General features: G+C 71.9%; 27 protein-coding genes. 5 read left to right on the top strand and 22 right to left on the bottom strand.

The genetic code is table 11. The features are described from left to right. Positions 1-2: 2 nt before the first annotated feature. From A3IG_RS0110975 to A3IG_RS0110940, 8 genes are all read right to left on the bottom strand, one after another. The gene (locus A3IG_RS0110975; RefSeq protein WP_018383614.1) at positions 3-350 is read right to left on the bottom strand and encodes a sodium:proton antiporter; all 348 of its coding nucleotides are present in this window, start codon (positions 348-350) and stop codon (positions 3-5) included. Further along, a complete protein-coding gene (locus tag A3IG_RS0110970; protein WP_018383613.1) occupies positions 347-1,105 on the bottom strand; it encodes an MnhB domain-containing protein in 759 nt (252 codons plus the stop codon). The genes A3IG_RS0110975 and A3IG_RS0110970 overlap by 4 nt, the downstream gene beginning before the upstream one ends. Further along, on the bottom strand, positions 1,102-1,374 hold the full coding sequence (locus tag A3IG_RS0110965) for a Na(+)/H(+) antiporter subunit B (protein WP_018383612.1): 273 nt from the start codon (positions 1,372-1,374) through the stop codon (positions 1,102-1,104). Before A3IG_RS0110965 ends, A3IG_RS0110970 begins: the two co-directional genes overlap by 4 nt. A 9-nt stretch (positions 1,375-1,383) precedes the next feature. Next, positions 1,384-1,683 carry a monovalent cation/H(+) antiporter subunit G gene (locus tag A3IG_RS0110960; RefSeq protein ID WP_018383611.1) on the bottom strand — a complete coding sequence of 100 codons (300 nt, stop codon included), beginning with the start codon at positions 1,681-1,683 and terminating at the stop codon, positions 1,384-1,386. Beyond that, the gene (locus tag A3IG_RS0110955; RefSeq protein WP_018383610.1) at positions 1,680-1,943 is read right to left on the bottom strand and encodes an MrpF/PhaF family protein; all 264 of its coding nucleotides are present in this window, start codon (positions 1,941-1,943) and stop codon (positions 1,680-1,682) included. Before A3IG_RS0110955 ends, A3IG_RS0110960 begins: the two co-directional genes overlap by 4 nt. After that, on the bottom strand, positions 1,940-2,422 hold the full coding sequence (locus A3IG_RS29300) for a Na+/H+ antiporter subunit E (protein ID WP_018383609.1): 483 nt from the start codon (positions 2,420-2,422) through the stop codon (positions 1,940-1,942). The genes A3IG_RS0110955 and A3IG_RS29300 overlap by 4 nt, the downstream gene beginning before the upstream one ends. Positions 2,423-2,532: 110 nt before the next feature. Then, positions 2,533-3,453: a menaquinone biosynthesis prenyltransferase MqnP gene (gene mqnP / locus A3IG_RS0110945; RefSeq protein ID WP_018383608.1), complete on the bottom strand. Its 921-nt coding sequence runs from the start codon at positions 3,451-3,453 to the stop codon at positions 2,533-2,535. Between the two features lie 13 nt (positions 3,454-3,466). Then, entirely contained in the window at positions 3,467-4,918 is a 1,452-nt protein-coding gene (locus tag A3IG_RS0110940) for a menaquinone biosynthesis decarboxylase (protein ID WP_018383607.1), read from the bottom strand. Between the two features lie 107 nt (positions 4,919-5,025). On the opposite strand from A3IG_RS0110940, the gene A3IG_RS0110935 reads away from it, so the two are divergent. Continuing rightward, complete coding sequence (locus A3IG_RS0110935) at positions 5,026-5,331, top strand: PLD nuclease N-terminal domain-containing protein (RefSeq protein ID WP_026220137.1); 306 nt, start codon at positions 5,026-5,028, stop codon at positions 5,329-5,331. Positions 5,332-5,417: 86 nt separating this feature from the next. Here the strand turns inward: A3IG_RS0110935 and ccsB are convergent, their stop codons facing one another. The 8 genes from ccsB to A3IG_RS0110895 all read right to left on the bottom strand — a co-directional run bounded on the left by ccsB (position 5,418) and on the right by A3IG_RS0110895 (position 12,523). After that, on the bottom strand, positions 5,418-6,515 hold the full coding sequence (gene ccsB / locus A3IG_RS0110930; protein ID WP_018383605.1) for a c-type cytochrome biogenesis protein CcsB: 1,098 nt from the start codon (positions 6,513-6,515) through the stop codon (positions 5,418-5,420). 3 nt (positions 6,516-6,518) lie between these two features. Next, a complete protein-coding gene (gene resB / locus A3IG_RS29295) occupies positions 6,519-8,219 on the bottom strand; it encodes a cytochrome c biogenesis protein ResB (RefSeq protein ID WP_018383604.1) in 1,701 nt (566 codons plus the stop codon). 3 nt (positions 8,220-8,222) lie between these two features. Beyond that, the gene (locus A3IG_RS0110920; protein ID WP_018383603.1) at positions 8,223-8,969 is read right to left on the bottom strand and encodes a cytochrome c biogenesis CcdA family protein; all 747 of its coding nucleotides are present in this window, start codon (positions 8,967-8,969) and stop codon (positions 8,223-8,225) included. After that, positions 8,966-9,574, bottom strand: coding sequence for a TlpA family protein disulfide reductase (locus A3IG_RS0110915; RefSeq protein ID WP_051087455.1), 609 nt, complete (start codon positions 9,572-9,574; stop codon positions 8,966-8,968). The genes A3IG_RS0110920 and A3IG_RS0110915 overlap by 4 nt, the downstream gene beginning before the upstream one ends. Positions 9,575-9,772: 198 nt before the next feature. Continuing rightward, positions 9,773-10,336, bottom strand: a complete 564-nt coding sequence (locus A3IG_RS0110910) for a type 1 glutamine amidotransferase domain-containing protein (RefSeq protein ID WP_018383601.1) — start codon at positions 10,334-10,336, stop codon at positions 9,773-9,775. A 198-nt stretch (positions 10,337-10,534) separates the two neighbouring features. Beyond that, positions 10,535-11,287 (bottom strand): SDR family oxidoreductase, encoded by a 753-nt coding sequence (locus A3IG_RS0110905; RefSeq protein WP_018383600.1) that lies wholly within the window; start codon positions 11,285-11,287, stop codon positions 10,535-10,537. A gap of 114 nt (positions 11,288-11,401) precedes the next feature. Then, positions 11,402-11,854, bottom strand: a complete 453-nt coding sequence (locus tag A3IG_RS0110900) for a GNAT family N-acetyltransferase (RefSeq protein WP_018383599.1) — start codon at positions 11,852-11,854, stop codon at positions 11,402-11,404. A gap of 69 nt (positions 11,855-11,923) precedes the next feature. Continuing rightward, positions 11,924-12,523 (bottom strand): hypothetical protein, encoded by a 600-nt coding sequence (locus A3IG_RS0110895; RefSeq protein ID WP_201787460.1) that lies wholly within the window; start codon positions 12,521-12,523, stop codon positions 11,924-11,926. 102 nt (positions 12,524-12,625) lie between these two features. Between A3IG_RS0110895 and hemL the strand changes: the two genes are divergently transcribed. Continuing rightward, positions 12,626-13,960, top strand: coding sequence for a glutamate-1-semialdehyde 2,1-aminomutase (gene hemL, locus A3IG_RS0110890; protein WP_407701020.1), 1,335 nt, complete (start codon positions 12,626-12,628; stop codon positions 13,958-13,960). A 156-nt stretch (positions 13,961-14,116) separates the two neighbouring features. Continuing rightward, positions 14,117-14,770 carry a histidine phosphatase family protein gene (locus A3IG_RS0110885; protein ID WP_051087457.1) on the top strand — a complete coding sequence of 218 codons (654 nt, stop codon included), beginning with the start codon at positions 14,117-14,119 and terminating at the stop codon, positions 14,768-14,770. 235 nt (positions 14,771-15,005) lie between these two features. Here A3IG_RS0110885 and A3IG_RS0110880 read toward each other — a convergent pair whose 3' ends face one another. After that, complete coding sequence (locus A3IG_RS0110880) at positions 15,006-16,199, bottom strand: RtcB family protein (RefSeq protein WP_026220134.1); 1,194 nt, start codon at positions 16,197-16,199, stop codon at positions 15,006-15,008. Positions 16,200-16,445: 246 nt separating this feature from the next. Between A3IG_RS0110880 and A3IG_RS0110875 the strand changes: the two genes are divergently transcribed. Further along, positions 16,446-17,234 carry a DUF3558 domain-containing protein gene (locus A3IG_RS0110875; protein WP_018383594.1) on the top strand — a complete coding sequence of 263 codons (789 nt, stop codon included), beginning with the start codon at positions 16,446-16,448 and terminating at the stop codon, positions 17,232-17,234. Positions 17,235-17,277: 43 nt separating this feature from the next. Beyond that, the gene (locus A3IG_RS0110870) at positions 17,278-17,961 is read left to right on the top strand and encodes a hypothetical protein (protein WP_018383593.1); all 684 of its coding nucleotides are present in this window, start codon (positions 17,278-17,280) and stop codon (positions 17,959-17,961) included. Between the two features lie 45 nt (positions 17,962-18,006). Here A3IG_RS0110870 and hemB read toward each other — a convergent pair whose 3' ends face one another. From hemB to A3IG_RS0110845, 5 genes are read right to left on the bottom strand one after another with little or no spacing between them, the layout of a single operon-like run. Further along, positions 18,007-19,002: a porphobilinogen synthase gene (hemB, locus tag A3IG_RS0110865; protein ID WP_018383592.1), complete on the bottom strand. Its 996-nt coding sequence runs from the start codon at positions 19,000-19,002 to the stop codon at positions 18,007-18,009. Beyond that, positions 18,999-20,627 carry a bifunctional uroporphyrinogen-III C-methyltransferase/uroporphyrinogen-III synthase gene (locus A3IG_RS0110860; protein WP_018383591.1) on the bottom strand — a complete coding sequence of 543 codons (1,629 nt, stop codon included), beginning with the start codon at positions 20,625-20,627 and terminating at the stop codon, positions 18,999-19,001. The genes hemB and A3IG_RS0110860 overlap by 4 nt, the downstream gene beginning before the upstream one ends. Next, positions 20,624-21,655: a hydroxymethylbilane synthase gene (gene hemC / locus A3IG_RS0110855; RefSeq protein ID WP_018383590.1), complete on the bottom strand. Its 1,032-nt coding sequence runs from the start codon at positions 21,653-21,655 to the stop codon at positions 20,624-20,626. The genes A3IG_RS0110860 and hemC overlap by 4 nt, the downstream gene beginning before the upstream one ends. Continuing rightward, positions 21,652-22,992: a glutamyl-tRNA reductase gene (locus A3IG_RS0110850; protein ID WP_018383589.1), complete on the bottom strand. Its 1,341-nt coding sequence runs from the start codon at positions 22,990-22,992 to the stop codon at positions 21,652-21,654. Before A3IG_RS0110850 ends, hemC begins: the two co-directional genes overlap by 4 nt. Further along, complete coding sequence (locus A3IG_RS0110845; protein ID WP_026220132.1) at positions 22,989-23,906, bottom strand: redox-sensing transcriptional repressor Rex; 918 nt, start codon at positions 23,904-23,906, stop codon at positions 22,989-22,991. Before A3IG_RS0110845 ends, A3IG_RS0110850 begins: the two co-directional genes overlap by 4 nt. Between the last annotated feature and the right edge of the window lie 100 nt (positions 23,907-24,006).

Below are 24,006 nucleotides of genomic sequence, written 5' to 3'. Positions count from 1 at the left end.
CGTCAGCCCTTCAGCGCGGACAGCCGGTTGGGGTCCACGGTGCCCTGCTGCTTGTGCACCTGGACGGCGGTGGCCAACAGCAGCGCGGTGACGGTCGCGGAGACGACGATGTCCGTGAGGGTCATCGCCTGCACCACCGGATCGGTCACCCGTGTGCTGGGCCGGAGCGTCGAGCCGAAGACCGGCGCGCCGGCGGCCCTCTGGTAGCCGACGCACAGCAGCAGCACGTAGGTGCCCGACTGGGCCACGGACAACGACACGACGGCGTGCACCAGGTTGGCGCTGCGGACGACGCCGAACGCTCCGACCAGCAGCAGCCAGCCGGCGACCCCGTAGGCGTACAGGTTCACGTGCCGCCTCCCCGCTCCCGCCGGCCGCCCACCGAGAGGGTGATGGCCTCGGTGAAGAAGTGGGTGAGCAGGACCACGGCGCCGCAGCTCACCTCCAGCCCCACCAGCACGTTGAGAACGGGGACCGTTCCGCCCGAGAACAGTTGGCCGAACGATCCGGTGGGGATGACGTTGGCGAGGAAGGCTCCGGTCGCCGCGAGGCCGGCCGCGCCGAGCACGCCGAACAGGCCGGCACCGAGCGCCTCACCACGGTCGAAGATCTCCACGGGCCGCAGCCGGGCCAGGGCTTGGTAGCTCCCCGCCAGGTAGAGCAGGTGGAACCCGGTCGCCAGGATGACGCCTCCCTGGAAGCCCCCGCCGGGTGAGACGTGCCCGTGTGCCACGACGTCGAGGCCGACGACCAGCGTCACGGGCAGCAGCACGTACCCGAGCAGGGTCGTCGATTCCAGCCTGTGCCGGTCCGGCGGCGGGCGCTGCTCGCTCTCCCGCTGGGCGGGGCGCAGGAGTGCCGCCACACCGATCACCGACCCGAGGACGATGGTCTCCTCCCCGAAGGTGTCGATGCCCCGCTGGTCGAAGTTGACCGAGGACACGACGTTGGCGGTGGCGTGCCGCACCGCGGCGGGAACGGCGAGGTCCCGGTAGGGGTGGTCCTCGCTCCCGAAGGCGGGCATGCCGAGGAAGGCCGTCGCGAACAGCACCGCCACACCCGCGGCACCCAGCAGGAACAGGGCGAGCCGGCCGCGGCTGCTCATTCCCCGGCCTCCCCGCGGCCGTCCGCCTCCCGCTCCTGGTCACGCCGCATCCGGCGGATGGCCAGCATCACCATCAACGGCACCACCGCCGCCCCCACCCCGAGCTGGGACAACGCGACGTCGGGCCCCTGGAGGACGACGAACAGAACGGTGAGGGAGAGCCCGAACAGCGAGAGCGTGACCGCCTGCCGCTCGGGCTCGTTCGTCAGGACCACCGCGGTACCCAACACCGCGACGAGGGCGAGGGACATGACGATCAGGGGGGTCACCTGGACCCCTCACCGCAGGCCGTCGTGGTGCGCCGCCACCCTGCCCGTGGCCGCTGCGAGCGCCGGCCCGGTCACCGTCAGCAGCCCGGCGGTGAGCAGGTCCAGCGCGGCCGTCAACCCCCATCCGTTCTCGACCGCCAGCGCCACGCCGATCAGCGGCGCGCCCAGCGACGTGACCGGTGTGAGGAAGTGGAGCCTTCCGTAGACCTCGCGCATGGTCAGCGCGGCCAGGGCCGAGAGGACCACGACCCCGGTGCCGGCCGCGGCCAGGCCGACCGCCACCACGTGCCGGACGTCCTCGGCCGTCATGTTCCGGCCGGTCGCGGTGCGAGGAGCCGGGTGAAGACCAGCGTGCCGACGAAGGTGAGCAGGGCCATGACCAGCGGCACGATGAGGTACGACGGTTGGCCGAGTGCCTGGGGGAACACCAGGAGCAACAGGGTCGCCACCACCCCGCCGAGTTCCAACCCCACCAGCCGGCGGACCGGATCGCCGCGCATCCCCAGCCAGGCGGCCGGGCCGAGGCCACCCGCCAACAACACGTTGGCGCACCACAGCCAGGCGTTCACCGGGCGATCACCCGCTCCGTCCGGCTGGGCGACGCGGTCAGGGAGTGGACCAGCAGGTGCGGCCCGGAGCGGTCACCGTCCACCACGTAGGTCCCGGGTGTGGCGGAGATCGCCAGCGTGGCCAGGGCCCGACGGGCAGCCGCGGTGGCCCCCTCGACGTCCTCCGGCAGTGGCGTCCGCCTCCACGTGCCCTCGGCCTCCGGCCGGCGTCGGTGCCAGGAGCGGCGGGCCGCCTGCTGGAACACCCGCACGGTGTCCACCACCACCGAGGCGGGGAGCGCCACCGCCCAGGAACACCAGCGGAGGCGCGGACGCCAACGCCCCCGGACCGCCTTGCGCACCACTCGTGCGGCCACCGCGCAGGGCAGACCGCACACGGTGGCCACCGCGAGCTCGGCCGGTGTCACCGACGACAACGTGACGAGCCAGACGCCCACGCACGTCCCCCACCACCAGGTGACTTCGAGAACGGAGATCATGCACTCACCTCACCGCCACGATGCCAACGGCCGCCGTCACCGGGCACCAGGCCGTGCGGGACACGCACGGTCCCTAACCCATAAGGGCCAGCGCGGGGGACGCCCCCGCCTCAGCCGCGCAGGCCGCGCAGGACCAGGTCGAGCAGGGCGAACGCGAAGAGCGCCACGCCGATCACGCTGTTCACGGTGAAGAAGGCCTGGTTGACCCGGGACAGGTCGTCCGGCCTGACCAGCGTGTGCTCGTAGACCAGCCCCACCACGACCACCACGACGCCCACCCACCACGCGACGCCCGCGTCCGTGGCGACGCCGAACCACACCAACAGCACCGCCGTGACCGCGTGGCAGACCCGCGCGCCGACCAGCGCGCCCGCCACCCCGAACCGGGCGGGGACGCTGCGCACCCCCTGGGTGCGGTCGGCGGCCACGTCCTGGCAGGCGTAGATCAGGTCGAAGCCGCCGATCCAGATGCCCACCGCCATGCCCAGCAGGACCGGGTCCCAGGACCAGGCGCCGGTGACCGCGAACCAGGCACCGATCGGGCCGATCGACTGGGCCAGGCCGAGGATGGCGTGGGGGTAGTCGGTGAACCGCTTGCCGTACGGGTAGACCACCATGGGCAGCACGGCCAGGGGCGAGAGCGCCAGGCACAGCGGGTTGAGCAGCGCTGCGGCACCGAGGAAGACCACCATGGCGACCAGCGCCCCGACCCAGGCGCTGCGCGCGGACAGCGCGCCGGTGGCCAGTTCGCGGCCGGCGGTCCTGGGGTTGCGCGCGTCGATCTCCCGGTCGATGATCCGGTTGGCCGCCATGGCGAAGGTGCGCAGCCCCACCATGGCGACGGTCACCAGGCCCAGTTCCGCCCAGTGCACCGACTCGTCGTCGAGCAGCATGGCCGTGAGGCAGCCGATGTAGGCGAACGGGAGGGCGAAGATCGAGTGCTCGATCTTCACCACCCGCAGGAACGCGCGCAGCCGACCGGGGCGTGGCTCCGGGCCCACCAGCCCCTCGGTCACTGACTTGGTGCTCACACTGCCTCCTGACTCAAAGGCCGTACTCGTGCCAGCGTCTGGCGACCAGCTCGGCGGTGGCCGGATCGGAGACGATCATCTCCGGCCAACCGCCGTCCCGGGTGTAGCCCTCCTCGGGCAGCTTGGCGGTGGCGTCGATGCCCGCCTTGCCGCCCCAGAACTGCTGGTAGGAGGCGTGGTCGAGGTGGTCCACCGGCCCCTCGGTGAGCAGCAGGTCGCGGGCGTAGTCCACGTTGCCGAAGGCCCGCCAGGCGACCTCCTGGTAGTCGTGGACGTCGCAGTCGGCGTCCACGACGATGATGAGCTTGGTCAGCGACATCATGTGCGCCCCCCAGATGGCGTGCATCACCTTCTGGGCGTGCTTGGGGTAGCGCTTGTCGATGGAGACGATGGCGCAGTTGTGGAAGGCGCCGGCCTCGGGCAGGTCGTAGTCCACCACGTCCGGCACGACGACCTTCAGCAGCGGGAGGAAGAACCGTTCGGTGGCCTTGCCCAGCGGCCCGTCCTCGGTCGGCGGCCGGCCGACCACGATGGACTGGAACAGCGGACGGCGCCTGCTGGTCACGCAGTCGATGCGCAGCGCGGGGAAGGGCTCCTGCGGGGTGTAGAAGCCGGTGTGGTCGCCGAACGGCCCCTCGGGGAGCATCCGTCCCGGTTCGAGCCAGCCCTCGAGCACCACCTCGGCGTTGGCCGGCACCTGGAGCGGAACGGTCCGGCAGTCCACCATCTCCACCCGCTTGCCCTGCACGAACCCGGCGAACAGGTACTCGTCGATGTCGCTGGGCAGCGGGGCGGTGGCGGCGTAGGTGACGGCCGGCGGGCACCCGAAGGCGATGGCCACGGGCAGTCGCTCACCGCGCCGGGCGGCCACCTGGTAGTGGTTCCTGGAGTCCTTGTGGATCTGCCAGTGCATCCCGATGGTGCGGGAGTCGTGCCGCTGGAGCCGGTACAGGCCGAGGTTGCGCACCCCGGTGTCCGGGTCCTTGGTGTGGGTGAGGCCGAGGTTGAAGAAGGACCCGCCGTCCTTCGGCCAGGTGAACAGCGCGGGCAGTCGGTCCAGGTCCACCTGGTCCCCGGTGACCACCACCTCCTGGACGGGGGCGTCCTTGACCTTCTTCGGCGGCACGTGGGACACCCCGGCCAGCTTGCCGAACGCCTCCCTGATCCCGGTGAAGCCCTGGGGGAGCTCCGGTCTGACCAGTCCGGCGATCTTGTCGCCCAGTGCGGTGTAGGAGGCCAGTCCCAGGGCCTTGAGCAGTCGGCGGTCCGTGCCGTACACGTTCATCGCCAGCGGCATGTCCGATCCCCGGACGTTCTCGAAGAGCAGGGCGGGGCCGCCGGCCTTGTTCACCCGGTCCACGATCTCCCCCACCTCCAGGTGGGGATCGACCTCGGCCTTCACACGTTTCAGGTCGCCGTCCCGCTCCAGCGCCCGCAGGAACCCCCGAAGATCGTCGTATGCCATAGGTGTCAGTATCCGACACCGACTACCCTGGACCGGACGGCAGGGGCCATCCTCCGGCCCCTCGCGACTCCGGCCAGACCCCCACTCACGAAGGACCGGTGACCACCATGACCAGGTATCTGCCGATCCTGCTGGTCCTGGCGTTGTGGACCTACGCGTTCATCGACTGCCTGACCACGCCGGAGGACAAGGTGCGGCACCTGCCCAAGGTCGCCTGGGTCCTGATCGTCCTGCTGTTCGGCACGGTGCTGATCGGACCTGTGGCCTGGCTGATCGCCGGTCGCGAGCGCGGCGGCTTCGCTCCCCGCCTCGGTCCCCGCCCGGCGGGCTCCGGCGGGTTCGTGGCCCCGGACGACAATCCCGAGTTCCTCAGGTCCCTGGAGAAGAAGCGGGACGAGGACGACACCCACTGAGCGCCGGCGGGCCCGCGCGGGCTCCCCGCCCGGACGCGAACCGGCCGCCGCCGGGCGGACCCGACGGCGGCCGGTGACGGTCCGGGTCAGACTCCCGCGTAGGAGTGCTTGCCGGTGATGAAGATGTTGACGCCGTAGTAGTTGAACAGGAAGCAGGCGAAGGCGATCAGGGCCAGGTAGGCGGCCCGGCGGCCCTTCCAGCCGGCGGTGGCCCTGGCGTGCAGGTAGGCGGCGTAGCCGACCCAGGTGACGAAGGACCAGATCTCCTTGGGGTCCCAGCCCCAGTAGCGGCCCCACGCGGCCTCCGCCCAGATCGCCCCGGCGATGATCGCGAACGTGTACAGCGGGAAGATCAGCGCGTTGACCCGGTAGGCGAACTTGTCCAGGGATGCCGCGGAGGGGAGGCGCTGCCAGACGGTGGCGAGCCGCCCGCCGTCGCGTCCCGCCAGCCGCGCCGCCTCGTAACGGTCCTTGAACAGGTACAGCACGGCCGCCACCGCGCCCAGGTACAGGGCCGCGCCGGAGATGATCGCCGTGGAGACGTGGATCCACAGCCAGTACGAGTCCAGGGCCGGCACCAGTTGGTCCGACTCGGTGTACAGCACGCTCACCGCGAGGCCGAGGTCGAGCAGCACCGCCGTGGTCACCGGCAGGCCGAGCCAGCGCACCGGCCGCTTGGCGAGGAGCAGGCCCAGGTAGGTGCCGACGGCCATCAGCGAGAACGCGGTGGAGAACTCGTACATGTTGCCCCACGGCGGACGCTGGACCGAGACCCCGCGCGCCACCACGGAACCGAAGTGCAGCACGAAGGCCAGCGCGGTCAGGGAGACCGCCATCCGGCCCAGCACGTCGGCCCGCTGGTCGGTGCCGGCGGCACCGGGCCCGTCCTTCGCCGGGCGGCCGGCGGACCGGGTCACCACCCGGGGCCGCTCCAGCGTCATGGTGCCCCCGCCCCGGGTCGCCACCGTCACCGAGACCGCCGAGGCCTTCGCCGCCTCCGCCGCCTCGGACGCCCGGGAGGCCGCGGCCAGCGCCGCGGACTGCACCGCGACCCGACTGCGGCTGCCGAACACCCACTCCATGCAGTGGGCCAGGAACGACAGGGTGTACACGGCCATCGCCGAGTACATCAACACATTGCTGATCTGGGCGAGGTTGTCATTGACCTCGGCGGCGACGAACACGTCTCACTCCTTCTCCGAACGGCTGGGCTCCGCGTCGTCGTGCAGTTCCACGGCGATGTCGGCGAGCTCTTCCGCGATCTTGGCCGACTCACTGCGGGCCAGCCCCGCCATCGACACGACGGTACCGCCGCCCTCGGTCGGGGTCGCCCGGACCCACACCCGGCGGCGCTGGACGAACAGCGAGCAGATCAGTCCCAGCAACGCCAGCGAGGCACTGGCCAGCGCCAGCCCCTTGCCCGGCTTCTCACTGACCTCGAACTGGGCGTACTCCTTGATCCCGGTGAACTCCAGCGTCCCCGCCCCGCCCGGCAGCTCCATCTTCTCCTCGGGGAGCAGGTACTTGGCGAACGGATCTCCGTTGGCCTTCTTGAACTGCTTCATGTTCTTGGTCTTGAGCTGGTAGACGTTCTGCGGCAGTCCCGAGTCGATGCCCAGGTCACCGCGGTAGGCGGTGAGGAAGAGCGCCGGGAACTTCAGCGAGGGGAACTGGGAGACCATGCCGCGCTCCGTGGCGCCGCCGAAGGTGGGGACGAAGGTGCCGGTGAAGCCGAGCTGGGTCTTCTTCCCGTTCTCGTCCACGTAGTCCGGAACCTTGATCACGCAGGTGGACGTGGTGTTGGCGTCCTGCGGGAGACAGGCGACCGGACCCTGGTAGGCGACCTGGCCCTGACCGTCGCGGACCGTGACCACGGGGGCGTAGCCGAAGCCCACCAGGTAGATCTTGGTCCCGCCGACCTTCAGCGGTGAGTTGACCTTGATGGTGGTCTTCTTGGTCCGCTCGCCGTCGCCGGTCCAGTAGGTAAGGTCCGCCTCGAACTTGCGGGCGGTGCCCCGCTGGCTGCCGGACTCCTCGAACGCCGACCTGAAGTCGTCCAGGGTGAAGCCGAAGGCGTCGAGGTCCGCCTCGTCGTCGTAGAGCGGCCCGGAGGAGAAGTCGTCGTACTGGGTGAGCGAGTTCGCGAACCCGTCCCCCTCGACCACCAGCTTGTTCCCCGAGGCGCTGAACAGGTGCCCGAGGGCGACGGCCACCAGCAGCCCGAACAGCGAGATGTGGAAGACCAGGTTGCCGGCCTCGCGCAGGTAGCCCTTCTCCGCGGCCACCGCCCCGTCGCCGAGGTGCGCCCGGAACCGCCGCCGCTTCAGGATGCGCGTCGCCGCGGCCAGCACCTCGTCGCGGTCCACGGCCGTCTCCCAGGTGGTGTGCACCGGCAGCCGGCTGAGGTTCCGCGGGGCGGCCGGTGGCCTGGAGCGCAACGCCTGGAAGAACTGCCAGCTCCGCGGCAGGATGCAGCCGGCGAGGGAGACGAAGAGCAGGATGTAGATCGCTGAGAACCAGGCGGAGCTGTACACGTCGAACAGGCCCAGGCGATCGTAGAGCGGCCCCAGCGTCGGGTGCTGCTCCTTGAACTCCAGGACCTTGAACTGGCCCTCGCTCGTGCCCTCCTGCGGGACCAGCGACCCGGGGATCGCGGCGATCGAGAGCAGGAACAGCAGCAGCAGGGCGACCCGCATCGAGGTCAGCTGCCGCCAGAACCAGCGCAGCCAGCCCACCAGGCCGATGCCCACCGGGCCGGGGCCCTCCCCGGGGTCCTCCTCCCGGGGGGCGCTGCTCAGCCGTTCGGCGTCCTGGAGCAGCTCGTCGTCCCGTTCCTGCTCGGTGACGGCGCCGGATTCGGCGGTGGCGGTCCTGGTCGAGTCGGCCATGCCTCAGATCCCCACGGTGAAGTCGGCGGACCACACTTGCAGATCGTTGACGATCCCGTCCCAGGCCCCGGTGACCAGCAGGACGCCGACGGTGACGAGCATGCCGCCGCCGATGCGCATGACCCACACGTAGTGCTTCTTGATGAACGCGAACATCCCCAGCGCGCGACGGAACGCCACCGCGGTGACGATGAACGGCACGCCCAGGCCCAGGCAGTAGACCGCGGTGAGCAAGGCGCCGCGACCGGCGCTCGCCTCGGTGTAGGCCAGGGTGTTCACGGCGGCCAGCGTCGGGCCGGTGCACGGCACCCAGCCGATCCCGAAGAGCACGCCCAACATCGGCGCCCCGGCCAGGCCCATCGCCGGCTTCCAGTGCCAGCGCACCTCGCGTTGCAGCACCCGGTCGAGGATTCTCAACGACCCCATGAAGGAGAGCCCGAGCACGATGGTCAGCGCCCCCAGCACCCGGGTGATGACGTCCTGGTGCTCCTGGAGCCGGGACCCGAAGCCGCCGAAGAGCAGCCCCCCGGACACGAAGACCGCGGAGAAACCGGCCACGAACAGGGCGGCGCCGAGGGCCACCCGGCCCCGTCTGGCCTGCGCGAGGTCGCTGCCGGAGGTCCCGGTCACGTACGAGAGGTAGCCGGGTACCAGCGGGAGCACGCACGGGGAGAAGAACGACACCAGCCCGCCGATCAGCGCCACCGGAACGGCGAGCAGCAGCGCCCCGTTCGCGACCGTCTCGTTCACGTCCGCTCCGCGATCAGCGGGGTGAGCATCTTCCGCAGTTCCTTGTCGCTGACGGCGTTGAGCACCCTCGCCGCGATCCGTCCCTGCCGGTCGATGACGAGCGTGGTGGGGATGGCGCTGGGCGGCACCGAGCCGCGGAACCTGGCCACCAGCTTGCCGTAGCGGTCGGAGACGCTGGGGAACGTGATCTCGTGGTTGCGCTCGAACGCGCGGGCGTTGGCGTTGGTGTCACGGGTGTTGATCCCGATGAACTGCACGCCCTGGTCGGCGGTCTCCTCGGACACCTTCTTCAGGTGCTTGGCCTCGGCCCGGCAGGGGGCGCACCAGGAGCCCCAGACGTTGAGGACCACCACCTTGCCCCGGTAGTCCGCGAGGTCCAGTGGTTCGCCCTGGAGCGTCTTGCCGGACAGCTCCGGCGCGTCCTTGCGCTCGCCCGGGGAGTACTGGTCAACCCGTACGTCCCCGCTGACGAAGCCCTGTCCTTCCCCGCCCGAGGCCTCGTTGGCGGTACTGCAACCGGCCACCACGGCCATGGCGACGGCCACGGCCCCGGACAGAGCCACGGCTCGGTGTGCGCGGGAGCGGCGGGCGGGTGTCACACTCATGTGAAAAGTTTCGCATGCCAGGATTCAGAGCCTTTACCGCCCCTCCCGTCTTTCCGCAAGTCACCGCTGACCAGGCCCGACGGCCGCCCGCGGCGTGCCGGGCGGCCGTCGGGCCGTGCTGTGCGCCGGTGACCCGGTCACTGGCTGGGGTCGGTTACCGTGCGGTCCGACGTCCCCCGGGTCGCCGCGCGCTCCGGTTCACTTGGCGAACTCGGTGAGCAGCGCCTCGTCGAACGCCTTGAGGTCGTCCGGCATCCGGCTGCTGATCAGCTTGTTGGGCCCGTGGTCACAGACCCTGACCTGCTCGTCCACCCAGGTCGCGCCGGCGTTGCGCAGGTCGGTGCGCAGGCTGGGCCACGAGGTCATCACACGGTCGCGGACCACGTCGGCCTCGATGAGGGTCCACGGCCCGTGGCAGATCACGGCCACCGGCTTGCCCGCGTCGAAGAAGCTCCTGACGAAGGCGACGGCGCGCTCGTCCATCCGCAGGTAGTCCGGGTTGGCCACGCCGCCGGGGAGCACGAGGCCGTCGTACTCGGCGACGTCCGCGGTCTCCACGGTCTCGTCCACCGGGAAGGTGTCCGCCCGGTCCAGGTGGTGGAAGGCCTGGATGTCGCCGCGGCGGGTGGACACCAGGTGTGGCGTGCCCCCTGCCTCCTGCACGGTTCGCCACGGTTCGGTCAGCTCGACCTGCTCGACGCCCTCGGGAGCCACGACAAAGGCGATCTTCTTGCCCTGAAGGGTCGACTCCACGTTGGTCACCGTTCCTCTCCGTGTTTCATCGATGTCCGTCTGGTACCGACGGATTCCTGTCTGTTCTGTTTCGTCCCGTAGGGGCGCGTGCCCCTACCCGGAAACGAACAAACAGCGGAGAGGAAGACGGGGAGAACGAAGACCACGGAGGGAGAGCCGGCACCCGGGGCCGGCCCCCACCGGGCCGCGACCGCCCTGGCGGGCGCCTCAGCCGTCCCGGTGCACCTTGTGCTGTGCCGCCTGCGCGCGCGGGCGCAGCACCAGCAGGTCCACGTTGACGTGACTCGGCCTGGTCACCGCCCAGGCCACCGCGTCGGCGACGTCGTCGGCGACCAGGGGCCCGGCCACCCCGGCGTAGACGGCGGCGGCCTTGTCCCCGTCACCGCGGTACCGGTTGAGCGCGAACTCGTCGGTGCGCACCATCCCCGGGGCGACCTCGATCACCCGCACCGGCTCACCACACAGCTCCAGGCGCAGCGTCCCGGCCAGCGCGTGCGCCCCGTGCTTCGCCGCCACGTAGCCGCCCCCGCCCTCGTAGGCGACGTGCCCGGCGGTGGAGGAGAGCACCACCACGGTGCCGTCCCCACTCGCCCGCAGCGCGGGCAGCAGCGCCTGGGTCACGTGCAGCGTCCCCATGACGTTGACCTCGAACATCGCCCGCCAGTCGGCCGGGTCCGCGGTGGCCACGGGGTCGGCGCCCAGCGCCCCGCCGGCGTTGTTGACCAGCACGTCGCAGCGGTCGAGCGCGGCGGCGAAGGCGTCCACGGCGGCACGGTCGGTGACGTCGAGCACCTGGGGGACGGCCTGGTGTCCGCGGTCGGTCAGTTCGGCCGCGAGCGCCTCGACGCGGTCCGCACGCCGTGCCGCGAGGACCACCCGGTAGCCCGCCGCGGCGAGCCGGCGCGCGGTGGCCGCGCCGATGCCGCTGCTGGCCCCGGTGACGACTGCGGTGGGTGCCATGCCAGGTGTGTCCTTCCCAGGTGTGGTGAACGGTGACCGGTCCGGCCGTACCCGCCGATCCTCCATGGGCCGGTGTGCGGCGTCAACGGAGGTCGGGGGTGGTCCGGCCGCTGGTCACAGCGGCATCTTGAACCCCACGTGCGAGGCGACGAAGCCCAGCCGCTCGTAGAAGCGCCGGGCGTCCGTCCTGGTCACGTCGGACGTGAGCTGGATCAGGGCGCAACCACGACGGCGCGCCTCGTCCACGGCCCACTGCACCATCCGGCCCCCGAGCCCCTCACCGCGCTGGTCGCGGTGGACGCGCACGGCTTCGATCAGCGCCCGGCTGCTGCCCCGGCGGGACAGGCCCGCGAGGAAGCTCAACTGGAGGGTGCCCACGACCTCGCCCCGCTCGGTCGCCACCAGCAGGAGCTGGTTGGGATCGCCGCGCAGGCGCTCGAACGCCGCCCGGTAGGGGGCGAGGTCGTCCGGGCTCTCCCGGCTCGCGCCCAGCGGGTCGTCGGCCAGCAGCGCGACGATCGCGGGGAGGTCCGGCTCCTGCGCCGGTCGGAACTCGGTGTCTTCCACCCGAGCACGGTACCCCGGGGCCCGCGGGGACGTCGGGCACGGCCCCGGGCGGACCCGGGGCCGTGTGCCCTACGGCCAGACCAGGCAGTAGAGCTGGTGGCCGGCCTCGTCGAGCCGCTGGGCGAAGTTCTGCCACTCGTTGAGCATCTTGTAGATGACGAAGGCGTCCCTCGGGCCCCGCCGGTCCGGCACGGTGGACCAGATGAAGGCGGCGGCGCCCAGCGTCTCCTCGTTGGCCCTGCGCAGCGGGTCCACCACGCTGGTCGGGAGCTTGACCACCGCGTAGTCGGGGTGCAGCACGATCAACTCGAGCGGCGGGACCTTGGCCAGGGGGACGCCCTCGATGCCGGTGAGCACCATGGCGGCCATCGTCTCCGGCTTGACCTTGGTGAACAGGCCGTTGCCGAGTTCGTCGCCGCCCAGTTCCTCACGGCTGTAGGAGGTCGGGACGCGGGCGGCGGCAGCGCCGTCGGGCGCTCCGAAGTACTTGTAGGTCACCCCCACGCGGCCACCCCTGATTCCACCTTCCGCAGCTCCCTTGTGGGCTCCGTCGGGGCCGGTCGGGCCCTGCCTGGGCGAGCGTCGCCTGCGCGGCCTGCCTGTGGGTAGCGCGCGGTCAGCCTTGGAGGGGTCGTCGGCCCCTTCGCCCAGTTCACCACCGCGCTGCATGTGACTACCCGACCATCCGTCGCTTCAACCGCGCAACCCGATCATCGTCTCAGATGCCCGTCCAGGAACGGTGCTCCGAAACGCCCAGTCAACACTTTCCCGATGGGCTTTGAGAACATTGCCCTCGTGAGCTATCCGTACCAAGCCCCAGTTTCGCAGACCTTGTTCGACCGCGCCGCCGCTGTGACGCCTGGCGGGGTGAACTCTCCGGTGCGCGCCTTCCGCGCCGTGGGCGGTACGCCCCGGTTCATGGTGTCCGGTACCGGCCCTTACCTTACCGACGCCGACGGCCGCGAGTACGTGGACCTGGTGTGCTCCTGGGGACCGGTGCTTTTGGGCCACCGGCATCCGGAGATCACCGCCGCCGCCCAGGAGGCCGTGTCCCGGGGCACCTCCTTCGGCGCCCCCGGGGAGGGCGAGGTGGCGCTCGCCGAGGAGATCGTCGCCCGGGTGGCTCCGGTGGAGCAGGTCCGCCTGGTCTCCTCCGGCACCGAGGCGACCATGTCGGCGATCCGGCTCGCCCGGGGCTTCACCGGCCGGTCCAAGGTGGTGAAGTTCGCCGGCTGCTACCACGGGCACGTCGACGCCCTGCTGGCCGCCGCCGGCTCCGGGGTGGCCACCTTCGCGCTGCCGGACACCCCCGGTGTCACCGGTGCCCAGGCCAGCGACACCATCGTCCTGCCGTACAACGACCTCGAGGCCGTGCGGACCGCCTTCGCCGCGCACCCCGACGAGATCGCCTGTGTGATCACCGAGGCGTCCCCCGGCAACATGGGTGTCGTCCCGCCGCTCCCCGGGTTCAACCAGGGCCTCGCCGACCTGTGCCGGGACAACGGGGCGCTGTTCGTCTCCGACGAGGTGATGACCGGGTTCCGGGTGTCCAGGGCGGGCTGGTACGGGCTGGAGGGCGTCAGCCCCGACCTGATGACGTTCGGCAAGGTGATGGGGGGCGGCTTCCCCGCGGCGGCGTTCGGCGGCCGGGCGGACGTCATGGGCCACCTCGCCCCGGCCGGGCCGGTCTACCAGGCGGGCACCCTCTCCGGGAACCCGGTGGCCACCGCCGCGGGACTGACCCAGCTCCGGCTCTGCACCGACGAGGTCTACGCGACGGTGGACCGGGTCGCGGCCGAGGTGTCCACCCTGGTCGGCCAGGCACTGGCCGAGGCGGGCGTGGCCCACCGGGTGCAGGTCGCCGGGAACATGTTCTCGGTGTTCTTCACCGAGTCCGCGGTGACCACCTACGACGAGGCCCGGGCCCAGCAGGCGTACCGTTTCACGGCGTTCTTCCACTCGATGCTGTCCCAGGGCGTCTACCTTCCGCCCTCGGCCTTCGAGTCGTGGTTCGTCTCGGCCGCGCACGACGCGGCGGCGGTGGAGCGGATCGCGGCGGCGCTGCCGGCGGCGGCCCGCGCCGCGGCGCAGGCGGAGCCCGAGTAACGACGGTGCGGCCGGGGCTCCCCCGGCCCGTGCCCCCAGCGACGTCCCACCGGCGCGCGCCCCCAGCGGCCACGCACCGGTCGGGCACGGCAGACCAGACAGCGAAGCGGGAGGAAGACCCGGGTGAGTGAGAACGAGATCACCGTCGTCCATCTGATGCGGCACGGAGAGGTGGAGAACCCCACCGGGGTGCTGTACGGGCGGCTCCCGGGCTATCACCTGTCCGAGCTGGGGCGGAAGATGGCCGACCGGGTCGCCGTGCACCTGGCGGACCGGGACGTCACGTACGTGGTGGCGTCCCCGCTGGAGCGGGCCCAGGAGACCGCGCAGCCGATCGCGGCCCAGCACGGCGTGACGGTGGCCAGCGACGACCGCCTGCTGGAAGCGGAGAACGTCTTCCAGGGCAAGACCTTCGGGGTGGGCGACGGCTCCCTGCGCAACCCGTCGCACTGGAAGCACCTCACCAACCCGTTCCGCCCCTCCTGGGGCGAGCCCTACATCGAGCAGGTGGTGCGGATGATGGGCGCGGTGACCGCGGCCCGGGACGTGGCCCGGGGTCACGAGGCGGTCTGCGTCAGCCACCAGTTGCCGATCTGGGTCACCCGCTGCTTCGCCGAGCGCCGCAGGCTCTGGCACGACCCGCGCCGCCGACAGTGCTCCCTGGCCAGCCTGACCTCGTTCACCTACCAGGGCGACAAGCTGGTCTCCGTCGGGTACAGCGAACCGGCCCGTGACCTGCTGCCGCGCCATCTCGTTCCGGGCGCCAACAGCCGTCGCGGGGCGCGCGGGGGCCGGAGCTTCGGCGCGTAGCCGGGGCACCGCCGCAGGGCGCGGCGGCGGGGCCACCCCGCCCACCCGGGCTCCGCGCTTCCGGCGGCGTGCGCGGGGCCGCCCAGGGTGCACCCCCTGGGCGGCCGTCTCCGCGCGCCCGGCGTTCCCGGGCGCGCCCCCTCCCCCGGTGCCTGACCACCGGAAGCGAACTGGCTCCCCCGCACGGGCGCGCCGCCCGGGGAGCCGGCAGGCCGTCGCCGTCGGGCCCGTTGCCTCAGCCCTTGACGCACACGACCTGCTTGAGCTTGGCCACGACCTCCACCAGGTCGCGCTGCTGCTCGATGACCTTCTCTATCTTCTTGTAGGCGCCGGGGATCTCGTCCACCACGCCGGAGTCCTTGCGGCACTCCACCCCCTGCGTCTGCTCCTCCAGGTCCCGGGTGGAGTACCGTCGCTTCGCCGCGTTGCGGCTCATCCTGCGGCCCGCCCCGTGCGAGGCGGAGTTGAACGAGGCCGGGTTGCCCAGACCGCGGACGACGTACGAGCCCGTACCCATGGAACCCGGGATGATGCCCAGGTCACCCGCGCCGGCACGGATCGCGCCCTTCCGGGTCACCAACAGGTCCACGCCGTCGTAGGTCTCCTCGGCGACGTAGTTGTGGTGGCAACTGATCGGCTCGTCGAAGACCACCTTGGCCCGGCGGAACTCCCGGCTGACCACGTCCGTGAAGAGCGCCATCATCAGCGCGCGGTTGAGCCGCGCGTACTCCTGGGCCCAGAACAGGTCCTGCCGGTACGCCGCCATCTGCGGGGTGTCCGCGATGAAGACGGCGAGGTCCCGGTCGACCAGGCCCTGGTTGTGCGGGAGCCCCTGGGCCACACCGATGTGATGGTCGGCCAGTTCCTTGCCGATGTTCCGCGACCCGGAGTGCAGCATCAACCACACCGAGTCCGTCTCGTCGAGGCAGAACTCGATGAAGTGGTTGCCCGACCCGAGGGTGCCCATCTGGGCGAGCGCCCGTTCCCGGCGGAACCGCACCGCCTCGGCGAGCCCGTCGAAACCGGCCCAGAAGCGTTCCCAGTCCGCGGCCGGGAAGCCGTGCAGCCGACCGGGGTCCAACGGCTCGGCGTGCATCCCGCGACCGACCGGAATGGCCTGCTCGATCCTGGAACGCAGCCGGGACAGGTCGTCCGGCAGGTCACGGGCCGTCAGGGAGGTCCGCACGGCGCTCATCCCGCAGCCGATGTCCACCCCCACGGCGGCCGGGCAGACCGCACCGCGCATGGCGATGACCGAACCGACCGTCGCCCCCTTGCCGTAGTGCACGTCCGGCATCACGGCGAGACCGCTGATCCACGGCAGCGTGGAGACGTTGCGGAGTTGCCGCATGGCCTGGTCCTCGACGGTGGCCGGGTCCGTCCACATGCGGATCGGCACCTTGTCCCCGGGTACCTCGACATAAACCATCATTGGCCTCCTGATCACAACGAAGACACGATTGGGGAAAAACCAAGGAAGATAAACGGGCTCAAAGCCGCAAAGACGGACTCACTGCGATGGCTGAGCTCTGTCGAGGCGGACGCATCGGCATCCGCGATGGACAATGAGGGCCAACGTCCCCCTCCCTCCTCGCTGTGGTCGAACCGGTGGCGACTTCCATCAAGCCATGGCCCGGGTGGGGGAGCAAATGGTTTCCGGGGAGAGGAGCAGCGAATGGCCGTGCCTGCGCGGGGAGTTCAGCGGGCACTGCTACCGCTGGTCGCCGGGACGCTGCTCGCCGTCGGGGCCTGCAGCACCTCCACCGACCAGCAGGAGACGCGGGCGAGCACCCAGGCCTACGGTGTCCAGGAGCCCGCGGACCCCGCGCCGCCCGGCAAGTTCCAGACGCTGCCCGAGCCCTGTGGCGCGGTGCCGCGCAGCGCGTTGAAGCAGATCCAGTTCGACACCATGCCGGAAGGCGACGAGGACCCCGGGGCCGACGCGCGGCAGGACGACGATCAGGACGCCCTGCGGGGAGAGCCCACCCTCACCTTCAACACCGACCGCAGGGCCGGCTGCGAGTGGATGTGGCGCGGCGACGACGACACCGGCAGCCGGGGGCTCACCGTCGACTTCGAGCGGGTGGTCTCCTACGACGCCGCGGTCAGCGACGAGGAGCAGGCCAAGGCCGACTACCTGGCCAGCGCCGACCAGGCCGGGGTGCCGACCGGCACCAGCCTTCCGGACGGGACGGGCGACGAGGTGGAGCCGTCCGAGACCGGGCCGGCCCCGCGCCTGGTCGGCGGGATAGGGGACGAGGCGTTCCTCACCGAGTACGTGTCCGACGACGACGCGCCGCCGCACCAGGAGGTCCGGTTGGTGTTCCGCGACGACAACGTCATCGTCACCGTGCAGTACCAGCAGTGGCCGCGCGAGGGCGCCCAGCCGCCCGCCGACGGCGGGCTGCAGAGCTTCGCGCACCTGGTCGCGCAGGGCCTGGCCAAGCGGCTGGACCAGCAGTAGCCGCGCCGGGACGCCTCCCGCGGGCCGCGTATTGTGGCCCACCATGCAACGCATAGCCGAAGCTCTCACCCGGGTGCTCGCCGTCGCGGCCGTGCCGGTGCTCCTCGTGGGCTGCTCGGGGTCGTCCGACGACTCGGACTCGTCCGAGAAGTCGGCGACGCCGACGGTGGCCTCGTCGCCGAGTGCGAGCCTGGAGCCCGCCAAGTTCACCCGGCTTCCGAACGCCTGCAAGACCCTGTCCAAGAACACCGTCAAGGACCTGGTGCCGAAGACCAAGGACGCCTCGGGCGACGCGGCCAAGTCCCCCGACGCCAACGCCAGGGCCAGTTGCAGTTGGAACGGTCTGAACGGCTACCAGTACCGCTGGCTCGACGTGGCGCTCCAGCGCAGCGACACCCTCCCGGGCGTGGGCAGCGCCGAGGACCAGGCCAAGGCCGCGTTCCGGAAGCTGAAGAAGTCCACGGCCACCGTGGAGGGCGTGCGCAAGGGCGAGCAGCCGACCATCCGCGTCGCCGACGTCGGCGACGAGTCGCAGTTGGTCAGCGCCGAAGTGGTCAAGGACAAGGAGAACTACCGCGACGTGACGGTGGTGGCCAGGACCTCCAACGTGGTCCTGACGGTCTCCTACGACGGGGCCGGCTTCGAGGGGGAGAAGCCCCCCTCGGCCACGACCATGGAGCGCGCGGCCCTCAAGGCGGCCAAGGAGGTCCTGGCCCAGATCACGTGACCGAACGGCCCCGGGCGGGGACCACGGTCCCGGTCCGGCGGCCGTTCACCGCTCCGCGCGCAGCCACTGGGCCACCTCGGTGGCCCAGTAGGTGAGCACGGAACCCGCGCCGGCGCGGCGGATCGAGATCAGCGTCTCCATGATCGCCCGTTCCCGGTCCAGCCAGCCGTTGCGGGCCGCGGCCTCCACCATGGCGTACTCGCCGGAGATCTGGTACGCGGCGACCGGCACCTCGCTGGCGTCGGCCACCTGGCGCAGCACGTCGAGGTAGGCGAGCGCGGGTTTGACCATCACCATGTCGGCGCCCTCGGCGACGTCCAGGGCGAGCTCCCGCAGCGCCTCCCGGCCGTTCGCCGGGTCCTGCTGGTAGGTCCTGCGGTCCCCGGACAGTGAGGAGTTGACGGCCTCCCGGAACGGGCCGTAGAACGCCGAGGCGTACTTGGCCGTGTAGGCGAGGACCGCCACGTCCTGGTGGCCGGCCCGGTCCAGCGCCCGGCGGACCGCGGCGACCTGGCCGTCCATCATCCCGCTCGGCCCGACCACGTGCACCCCGGCGTCGGCCTGCACCCGGGCCATCTCGGCGTACCGCTCCAGGGTGGCGTCGTTGTCCACCTTCCCGGACGCGTCGAGCACCCCGCAGTGGCCGTGGTCGGTGTGCTCGTCGAGGCACAGGTCGGACATGACCACCGTGGCGTCACCGACCTCGGCCACCACGTCCCGGATGGCCACCTGGAGGATGCCGTCCGGGTCCGTCCCCGCGGAGCCCAGGGCGTCCTTGTGCTCGGGCAGGCCGAACAGCATGAGTCCGCCGACCCCGGCGGCCACCGCCTCGGCCGCGGCCCTGCGCAGGGTGTCCCTGGTGTGTTGGACCACCCCGGGCATGGAGGAGATCGGCACGGGCTCGCTGATCCCCTCCCGGACGAACAGCGGCAGGATGAGCTCCGACGGGTGCAGCCTGGTCTCGGCGACCAGCCGCCGCACCGCGGGGTTCTGCCGCAGGCGCCGGGGGCGGGCGCCCGGGTACGTGCCGTGGGTGGTCATCCGCGGGCCCTCCTGCGCGATCCGGGGCGTCGTTCGCTGGGGCGGGTCACCTGTTCGCCGGCCTCCACCGCCGCCGCCCGCCGGGCCGCGCCGAAGTCGGCCAGCGCCTCGGCCAGCGCGTGCACCGAGGGCTCCGGCGAGAGCACGTCCACCCGCAGCCCGTGTTCCTGGGCGGTCTTGGCGGTGGCCGGCCCGATACAGGCGATCACCGTGACGTTGTGCGGCTTCCCCGCGATGCCCACCAGGTTCCGCACGGTGGACGAGGAGGTGAACAGCACGGCGTCGAAGCCGCCGCCCTTGATCGCCTCACGGGTGGCCGCGGGCGGCGGCGAGGCGCGCACCGTCCGGTAGGCGGTGACGTCGTCCACCTCCCAGCCCAGCTCGATCAGGCCGGCCACCAGCGTCTCGGTGGCGATGTCGGCCCGGGGCAGGAACACCCGGTCGATCGGGTCGAACACCGGATCGTACGGTGGCCAGTCCTCGAGCAGCCCGGCCGCGGACTGCTCGCCGCTGGGCACCAGGTCCGGCTTGACCCCGAACTCCACCAGGGACCTCGCCGTCTGCTCGCCGACCGCGGCGACCTTGATCCCGGCGAACGCCCGGGCGTCCAGGCCGTACTCCTCGAACTTCTCCCGAACCGCCTTGACCGCGTTGACGGAGGTGAACGCGATCCACTCGTACCGCCCCGTGACCAGGCCCTTGACCGCGCGCTCCATCTGCTGCGGGGTCCGCGGCGGCTCCACGGCGATGGTCGGCACCTCGTGCGGCACCGCTCCGTAGGAACGTAGCTGGTCGGAGAGCGAAGCGGCCTGCTCCCGGGTCCTGGGCACCAGCACCTTCCAGCCGAACAGCGGCTTGGTCTCGAACCAGGAGAGCTGGTCGCGCTGGCCGGCCTGGTCGCCGACGACGGCTATCGCCGGTTGGCCGGGCTCCGCCGCCGGCAGCGCCTTGCTGGCCTTCAGCTCCGCGGCGATGGTCGACAGGGTCGCCGTCCAGGTGCGCTGGCGGGTGGTGGTGCCGGCCACGGTGACCGTGAGCGGGGTGTCCGGTTTGCGCCCGGAGGCCACCAACTCGGCCGCGGTGGCGGCGACCGCCTCCAGGGTGGTGGTCACCACCAGGGTGGCGTCGCTGGAACCGACCTCGTTCCAGCAGGTCTCCGAGGTCGTCGCGGCGTCGAGGAACCGCACGCCGGTCCCGGTGGCGGAACGCAGCGGGACCCCCGCGTACGCGGGCACCCCCACCGCGCTCGCCACGCCGGGCACCACCTCGAACGGGACGCCGGCACGGGCGCAGGCCAGCATCTCCTCGGTGGCGCGGCCGTCCAGTCCGGGGTCGCCCGGGACCGCACGGACCACCCGCTTGCCGCTGCCCGCTGACGACATGACAAGCTGGGAGGCGTCATCCGGCACCGGATCGGCGACGTCCACGCCTGCCCTGGTGTGCTGCCGCACCGCCTCCAGGACGGTTGCGTCAGCGACCAGCACGTCGGCGTCGGCGAGTGCCTCGACCGCGCGCAGGGTCAGCAGACCGGGATCGCCGGGGCCGGCACCGAGGAAGGTGACGTGTCCGAGTGTCCGTCGGCTACGCCGAACGGTGGTTTCAGGCTTGGCGGTGGTGGGGCTCAATGTGCTCGCTCCCCCATCAGACCGGCTGCTCCCCTGGCGAGCATCCTTGCGGCGAGTTCACGGCCGAGTGCCGCGGGGTCGCCTCCGGATGCCGGGACAGGACCGGTGGTGGACATCTGCATCAGCACGCTGCCGTCGGGGGTGCCGACGGCGGCGCGCAGGCGCAGCTCGGTAGGTGGCTCGCCGGTCCGCGTCCCCGACGTCCCGCCCGGGGGCGGGCCCAGGGTGTCGGCCAGTGCTCCCACGGGTGCGGAGCAGCCGGCCTCCAGGGCGGCGAGCAGGGAGCGCTCCGCAGTGACCGAGGCCCGCGTGTGCGGGTCGTCGAGCACGGCGAGCGCGGCGATGAGGGCCGCGTCGTCCGCGGCGCACTCGACTGCCAGCGCCCCCTGTCCGGGGGCGGGCAGAATGACGTCGGTGTCCAGCACCTCGGTGACCTCGCCGAGTCGGCCCAGTCGGATCAGGCCGGCCCTGGCCAGCACCACCGCGTCGAGATCGCCGGAGCGGACCAGGCCGATCCGGGTGTCCACGTTGCCGCGGACGGGCACCGTCTCCAGGACGGTGCCGTGCGCCCGGGCCCAGGCGTGGAGCTGGGCGGCCCGGCGCGGCGCCCCGGTGCCGACCCGGGCGCCCCGGGGCAGCTCGGAGAGTTTGCGGCCCCCGCTGGCCACCAGCACGTCCCGCGGGTCCTCCCGCCGGGGCACCGCGGCCAGTGCGAGGCCCGACGCCTGCCCGGTGGGCAGGTCCTTCAGCGAGTGGACGGCGATGTCGATCCGTCGCTGGAGCAGGGCGTCGCGGAGTGCGGAGACGAAGACCCCGGTGCCGCCGATCTGCGACATCGGCGCCCGCGAGGTGTCGCCGTAGGTGGTGATCTCCACCAGTTCCACCCTGCGGCCCGTGGCCGCCGAGACGGCCTCGGCCACCTGGCGGGACTGGGCCATCGCCAGCGGACTGCGCCGGGTGCCCAACCGCAGCGGGGTGGGCCCGGTGGCGTTGGGCCCGCGGGGGATGCGCGGGTCGGTCCTGCTCATGTCAGTTCTCGATTCGGGGCGCCGGTGTCGGCCCGGCTGACGGCGGTCACCGTCTGCGGGTCCAGGTCGAAGAGTTCCCTCAGCGCGTCGGCGTATCCCGCGCCGCCGGGCTCTCCTGCGAGCTGCTTGACCCGGACCGTCGGCGCGTGCAGGAGTTTGTCCACCACCCGGCGGACCGTCTGGGCGACCTCGGCCCTCGCGTGGTCGTCGAGGTCGGGCAGCCGGCCGGCGAGCCTGGCCAGCTCGGTGCTGACCACGTCGGCGGCCATGGTGCGCAACGCGATCACCGTCGGGGTGATCCGCTCCGCGCGCTGGTCCGCGCTGAACGCCGCGACCTCAGCGGAGACGATCCTGCGTACCTGGTCGACGTCGCCCGCACCGGGGTCGAGGGACTCCGCCTCGGAGAGCAGTTCGAGATCCACCAGGTGGACCCCGGGCAGTTCGCGGACCTCGGGGGCGATGTCCCTCGGCATGGCGAGGTCGAGCAGGGCGAGCGGCCCACCGGCACCACGCTCCGTCACCGCGTCGGCCACGGTCTCCCGGGTCAGCACGAGGCCGGCGGCACCGGTGCAGGACACCACCACGTCGGCCCGTGCCAGCTCGGCCGGGACGTGCCCGAACGGCACCGCACGGCCTCCGGGGGCCCCGTTCCTGCGCAGCGTCTCGGTCAGCCGGGCGGCTCGCTCCTCGGTGCGGTTGGCGATCACCAGTTCGGCCACGCCGGCGCGGGCCAGGGTGGCCGCGGCCAGGGAGCTCATCGACCCGGCACCGACCACCAGGGCCCGCCTGCCGGCCAGGTCACCGACCACGCCGGAGAGCTGGGCCAGGCCGAACGTCACCAGGGACTGCCCGGCCCGGTCGATGCCGGTCTCGCTGTGTGCCCGCTTGCCCACCCGCAGACCCCGCTGGAACAGCTCGTTCAGGGCCCGTCCCGCGCTGTGCAGCTCCTGGGCCAGCCCCAGTGCGTCCTTGATCTGGCCGAGGATCTGTCCCTCGCCGACGACCATGGAGTCCAGGCCGCAGGCCACCGAGAACAGGTGGTGCACCGCACGGTCCTCGTAGTGCACGTACAGGTGCGGCGTCAGCTCGTCCAGGGAGACCCCGGTGTGCTGGGACAGCAACGTGGACAGCTCCGCCACCCCGGCGTGGAACCGGTCCACGTCGGCGTAGAGCTCGGTCCGGTTGCAGGTGGACAGGAGCACGGCCTCGGCCACCGGCTCGGCGACCACGGCGTCCTGGAGCAGCTTGCTCCGGGCGTCGTCGCCGGTCAGGGCGGTACGTTCGAGCACGCTCACCGGCGCGGACCGGTGGCTGAGGCCGACCACGAGCACGCTCATGCCGGCATCACGGCGGGGACGTCCCCGTCAGGCCCCGAGGACTTCCCGGTCTTCTTGGCCACGGCGGCCTTCACCGCTGCCTTGGCGGCCTTGGCGGGACGCGCGAGCGCCCCCGACCGCTCGTTCGTAGCCTCGTCGCCGGCCGCGGACCGATCGGTGCCCCCGCCCCCCTCGCCGGCGGCCCCGGCCTCACCGGGGGTCCGTTCGTCGGCGTTGGCCGCGGCACGCTCGTTCGCGGCGGCCAACGCGTCCTCCCCGGACTTGCGCTGCTCGTGGAAGGCGAGGATCTGGAGCTCTATGGACAGGTCCACCTTGCGCACGTCCACGCCATCGGGCACGGAGAGCACGGTGGGGGCGAAGTTCAGGATGCTGGTGACCCCCGCGGCCACCAGCCGGTCGCACACCTCCTGGGCCGCGCCGGCCGGGGTGGCGATCACGCCGATGGACACCTGGTTCTCCTGGATGATCGCCTCCAGCTCGTCGGTGTGCCTGACCAGCAGACCGGCGGTGGTCTTCCCGGTGAGCGCCGGGTCGGCGTCGATCAGGCCGGCGACCCGGAAACCGCGCGAGGCGAAGCCCCCGTAGTTGGCGAGGGCGTGACCCAGGTTGCCGATGCCGACGATGACGACCGGCCAGTCCTGGGTCAACCCCAGTTCCCTGGAGATCTGGTAGACGAGGTACTCGACGTCGTACCCGACACCCCTGGTGCCGTACGAGCCGAGGTAGGAGAAGTCCTTGCGCAGCTTGGCCGAGTTGACCCCGGCCGCCGCGGCGAGCTCTTCCGACGACACGGTCGGGACGGAACGTTCGGACAGCGCGGTGAGCGCGCGGAGGTACAGCGGTAGGCGGGCAACCGTCGCCTCCGGGATTCCTCGGCTCCGGGTCGCCGGTCGGTGTGTACGGCCAGTTGCCACGATGCTCCTGCGGGTAGAGCTGGGCTGCGGGCGGCCGGTGTCCCCGAAGCCGTCCTGTACAGGGAAGGCTATGCCTTTGTGAACGCGTGCACAAAGATGG

It is taken from the genome of Wenjunlia vitaminophila DSM 41686 (genome assembly GCF_000380165.1).
In the GTDB taxonomy this organism is placed as follows: domain Bacteria; phylum Actinomycetota; class Actinomycetes; order Streptomycetales; family Streptomycetaceae; genus Wenjunlia; species Wenjunlia vitaminophila.
The sequence above is the reverse complement of the archived record's forward strand: the minus strand, read 5'-3'. Positions and strand labels throughout refer to the sequence as shown.

Bases quoted from the DNA above. Each gene is read 5' to 3' on its own strand.
- A3IG_RS0110880 (WP_026220134.1), bottom strand. From the start codon at position 16,199: ATGGTTTATGTCGAGGTACCCGGGGACAAGGTGCCGATCCGCATGTGG.
- resB (WP_018383604.1), bottom strand. From the start codon at position 8,219: ATGGCCGACTCGACCAGGACCGCCACCGCCGAATCCGGCGCCGTCACC.
- A3IG_RS0110935 (WP_026220137.1), top strand. From the start codon at position 5,026: ATGACCAGGTATCTGCCGATCCTGCTGGTCCTGGCGTTGTGGACCTAC.
- A3IG_RS0110875 (WP_018383594.1), top strand. From the start codon at position 16,446: ATGGCCGTGCCTGCGCGGGGAGTTCAGCGGGCACTGCTACCGCTGGTC.
- A3IG_RS0110940 (WP_018383607.1), bottom strand. From the start codon at position 4,918: ATGGCATACGACGATCTTCGGGGGTTCCTGCGGGCGCTGGAGCGGGAC.
- A3IG_RS0110915 (WP_051087455.1), bottom strand. From the start codon at position 9,574: ATGAGTGTGACACCCGCCCGCCGCTCCCGCGCACACCGAGCCGTGGCT.
- hemC (WP_018383590.1), bottom strand. From the start codon at position 21,655: ATGAGCAGGACCGACCCGCGCATCCCCCGCGGGCCCAACGCCACCGGG.
- A3IG_RS0110885 (WP_051087457.1), top strand. From the start codon at position 14,117: ATGCGGCACGGAGAGGTGGAGAACCCCACCGGGGTGCTGTACGGGCGG.
- A3IG_RS0110895 (WP_201787460.1), bottom strand. From the start codon at position 12,523: ATGCAGCGCGGTGGTGAACTGGGCGAAGGGGCCGACGACCCCTCCAAG.
- A3IG_RS0110905 (WP_018383600.1), bottom strand. From the start codon at position 11,287: ATGGCACCCACCGCAGTCGTCACCGGGGCCAGCAGCGGCATCGGCGCG.
- A3IG_RS0110970 (WP_018383613.1), bottom strand. From the start codon at position 1,105: ATGAGCAGCCGCGGCCGGCTCGCCCTGTTCCTGCTGGGTGCCGCGGGT.
- A3IG_RS29300 (WP_018383609.1), bottom strand. From the start codon at position 2,422: ATGATCTCCGTTCTCGAAGTCACCTGGTGGTGGGGGACGTGCGTGGGC.
- hemL (WP_407701020.1), top strand. From the start codon at position 12,626: ATGGGCTTTGAGAACATTGCCCTCGTGAGCTATCCGTACCAAGCCCCA.
- A3IG_RS0110960 (WP_018383611.1), bottom strand. From the start codon at position 1,683: ATGACGGCCGAGGACGTCCGGCACGTGGTGGCGGTCGGCCTGGCCGCG.
- A3IG_RS0110870 (WP_018383593.1), top strand. From the start codon at position 17,278: ATGCAACGCATAGCCGAAGCTCTCACCCGGGTGCTCGCCGTCGCGGCC.
- A3IG_RS0110850 (WP_018383589.1), bottom strand. From the start codon at position 22,992: ATGAGCGTGCTCGTGGTCGGCCTCAGCCACCGGTCCGCGCCGGTGAGC.
- hemB (WP_018383592.1), bottom strand. From the start codon at position 19,002: ATGACCACCCACGGCACGTACCCGGGCGCCCGCCCCCGGCGCCTGCGG.